The 3,280-nt window shown below is 35.1% G+C and carries 5 protein-coding genes; 3 read left to right on the forward strand and 2 right to left on the reverse strand.

Annotated elements, in window-relative coordinates; translation table 11 throughout:
* Nucleotides 1–220: type II toxin-antitoxin system RelB/DinJ family antitoxin (locus FTV42_RS15895; protein WP_180039183.1), on the reverse strand; the 220-nt coding region annotated here is incomplete at its 3' end.
* Between the two features lie 161 nt (nucleotides 221–381).
* On the opposite strand from FTV42_RS15895, the gene FTV42_RS15900 reads away from it, so the two are divergent.
* Nucleotides 382–1,071, forward strand: a complete 690-nt coding sequence (locus FTV42_RS15900) for an aspartate/glutamate racemase family protein (protein WP_180039184.1) — start codon at nucleotides 382–384, stop codon at nucleotides 1,069–1,071.
* A gap of 139 nt (nucleotides 1,072–1,210) precedes the next feature.
* Here the strand turns inward: FTV42_RS15900 and FTV42_RS15905 are convergent, their stop codons facing one another.
* Nucleotides 1,211–1,579 (reverse strand): LysR family transcriptional regulator, encoded by a 369-nt coding sequence (locus FTV42_RS15905; RefSeq protein ID WP_179991841.1) that lies wholly within the window; start codon nucleotides 1,577–1,579, stop codon nucleotides 1,211–1,213.
* A 346-nt stretch (nucleotides 1,580–1,925) separates the two neighbouring features.
* Between FTV42_RS15905 and FTV42_RS15910 the strand changes: the two genes are divergently transcribed.
* Together FTV42_RS15910 and repM are read left to right on the forward strand one after the other, a co-directional pair.
* Entirely contained in the window at nucleotides 1,926–2,222 is a 297-nt protein-coding gene (locus FTV42_RS15910; RefSeq protein ID WP_179991840.1) for a hypothetical protein, read from the forward strand.
* A 570-nt stretch (nucleotides 2,223–2,792) separates the two neighbouring features.
* Nucleotides 2,793–3,280, forward strand: a 488-nt coding sequence (gene repM, locus FTV42_RS15915) for a replication initiation protein RepM (RefSeq protein ID WP_180039185.1), incomplete at its 3' end; no start/stop codon positions are given.

Consider the following 3,280-nt stretch of genomic DNA (forward strand, 5'->3'; position numbering starts at 1 on the left):
CAAACATCTCTTTAGGGTCATTAATGCGCTTACGGACAAGAGCTAACAATTCTTCATCTTCTTCTGAAAGCAAAGCTTTTTTGACAGGTAGTTTCCCAGTCGTAGCAACATACTCAAGAATACTAGTAAAGAAATCTGTAGGTGCAATACCTTGTTCTTTAAGGATGGAATAGGATTTTTCTTTAAGGGCTTCATCGACCCTGAAGTTAACAGTAGCCATCATATCTCCCAGTTATTTAATGTACTAGGAGTACTGTAATGCAAATTGCATTACAAGTCGACTTCGTATAACCGCCATTATGTTAAATATGAGCAATTTTGTACTAGATACTTTTAATTATATTGATAAGTTAGATTTTTTAATTTCTTAAAGGCACAACTTTGAAAACAATTGGTTTATTAGGCGGAATGAGTTGGGAATCTACAGATCTTTACTATCAACAAATCAATAAAATGGTTCAAATGAAGCTAGGAAAATTACATTCTGCTAAGGTTGTTCTTATCAGCGTTGATTTTGCTGAAATTGAAGAATTACAACATAAGGGACTCTGGGATGAAGCTGGATTTTATTTAAAAGATAGAGCTATTCAACTAGAAAAAGGAGGGGCCGATGGTATTGTACTTTGTACAAATACGATGCATAAAGTGGCTTCTTATATTGAGAATTCAACTACTATTCCATTTATTCATATTGCCGATGCAACAGCTACGGAAATTTTAAGTCAAAATATTAAAAAAATTGGTCTGCTTGGTACAGCTTTTACTATGGAACAAGATTTTTATAAAAACAGATTAGAAGAAAAAGGACTTGAAGTAATAACGCCAAATGAAACAAATAGAAAAGTTGTGCACGATATTATTTATAATGAATTATGTTTAGGGGTTATAAACAAAGAGTCTCAAAAGAAATATATCAATGTTGTCGAAGATTTAATATCTTCTGGAGCAGAAGGAGTTATCTTAGGGTGCACAGAGATTTGTATGCTTATTGGAGATATTAAATTTTCAGTCCCTCTCTTTGATACTACTTCTATACATGCAAAAGCAGCTGTAGATTTTGTCTTATCATAAAGTTTCTCTAAAATTAACATAATACACGTTATACGAAAGGCCCTATTTACGGGCCTTTTAATCATCTGATTAACATAAAATCTCTTATACGCAGTGGCGGCTAACGCCACTATACAAGGCAACAGACCATACACTTTTTTTAAAACTTGATCTTGGATCTTACTTTAGTCAGTAGCTGATCAAGCAAATTTTGATTTTTGGATAAGTCCAACAGTAAGCCATTTAATTTTGTTTGGATCTCTTTCGGATCAGTCACCTCACCACTCATAAGATTTTTCAACAAACCACCAATCTTGTTGAAATCCTCCTTTATGCTACGAATTTCCTGAAACGATTGAACATCTATCAAACTTTTGGGCTGATAGCTTAAACCCAAATCACGTGCATATTGAGAAACCGATAAATTAGCCTGAGCAGCATTTGCTTCAATCTGCTTTTTTTCTTCATCAGTTACGACCACTTTAATGATCTTTTGGCGTATCCGTTTTGGCTTTTTCTTTTCATTCATTTTCATCATTTCCATTGTCATTTGGCTATGCCAAAAGCTCCGCAGGACAAGATTCCACGTTGAGCTTGAAAAGCGAATAAGCAGGAGTAATGGGTGTCAAAATGCTAGCATGTTGACCAACATTACACATCTTGCCTGTTTCACCTTAATTAGGTTTCGCACTTAATCGCATATAATCGCACATAAAAGAGATTAAAAGCTTATAAAATTTTATAATCGCACTTAAAAGCATATAATTGCATATAAAAGCTCTTGATCGCATATAATTGCACTTAATCGCATATAATTGCACTTAATCGCATATAATTGCACTTAATCGCATAAAAATAGGAATGAGGAGATCTAAATGGTTACTCGACATGGAGCAAAAAGATTCATCACTGCGGCTTTGCCTGAAATAGAAAAACGGTTAAAAGCAGGCTACACCATCAAAGAAATACATGCAGATTTACCAGATCTCGCCAACAATATTTCTTACAGTGCGCTATTAAGAAATTTGCAGAAAATGGGCATCAGCGAAAAAATGCCGCACCAGGGAAAAACACAAAACATCAAAGTTTCCCAAAATGAGACCAAAGCTGGAAGAAATCAGCAAACCTCTTTTTCTTATGATCCACATACAACAGGAAAGGATCTTATTTAAAAAAATAATATGCCTTTAAAGGTGCTTTAATTGCGATTACAGCTCGATTAATAAAGAAAGGTACAGAACGAGTGTCTACGAGTGAAATCGCTGAAATTCGCGCTTAGATCCCCTGAAAAACTGCTTTTTAGGCTGTGAAGCCTAAATAAGCGTAAATCACATGCAGAAAATTGACCCTAGATCGAGCGAAGCGAGTAAAAAGCTCATGAGCGAAGCGAATTCCGAGCTGCTTTTGCTTTTTCTTAAAGTCACAACCCAATGAGCCAAAAAATTGCCCCAACGAATCGAGCGAAAGCGAGATTCAATAGAGTTTGAGCGTAGCGAAAACCAAGGGCAATTTTTCCTTGCCTGGGCTTTTAATTATTTTAAAGTTTTTAAATACTTTTAGACACGCTGAAAGCCTTTATTGGCAATACTTTCAAAGGCTATATGACACCGTTTACCTTGCAATATGACACCGTTTACCTTGCAATATGACACCGTTTACCTTGCAATATGACACCGTTTACCTTGCTTATAGCACTAAAATTAATTATTGTGTCATAGCATAATAAATAATACTGGTGCTTCATGAGAGAATTAGTTGTAAAAGACAATGCCTTAATTAATGCAAGCTATAACTTAGATTTAGTAGAACAACGTTTAATTTTATTGGCCATTGTTGAGGCAAGAGAAAGCGGGAAAGGTATTAATGCTAATGATCCCCTTGAAGTACATGCAGAAGGTTATATCAATCAATTTGGCGTACATCGCAATACGGCTTATCAAGCATTAAAAGATGCCTGTAATGATTTATTTGCAAGACAATTTAGCTATCAAAAAATAAATGAACGAGGGAATATTGAGAACTATAGATCCCGTTGGGTTAGTGAAATTGGATATGTAGATAATGAAGCAGTAGTTAAACTTATCTTTGCCCCTGCCATAGTTCCCTTAATTACACGCTTAGAAGAGCATTTCACTAAATACGAATTGCAACAAGTTAGTAATCTCAGCAGTGCTTATGCTGTTCGCTTATATGAATTATTAATTGCTTGGAGAAGTACTGGCTCTACTCC

The organism is Acinetobacter sp. YH16052 (assembly GCF_013417155.1).
GTDB lineage: Bacteria > Pseudomonadota > Gammaproteobacteria > Pseudomonadales > Moraxellaceae > Acinetobacter.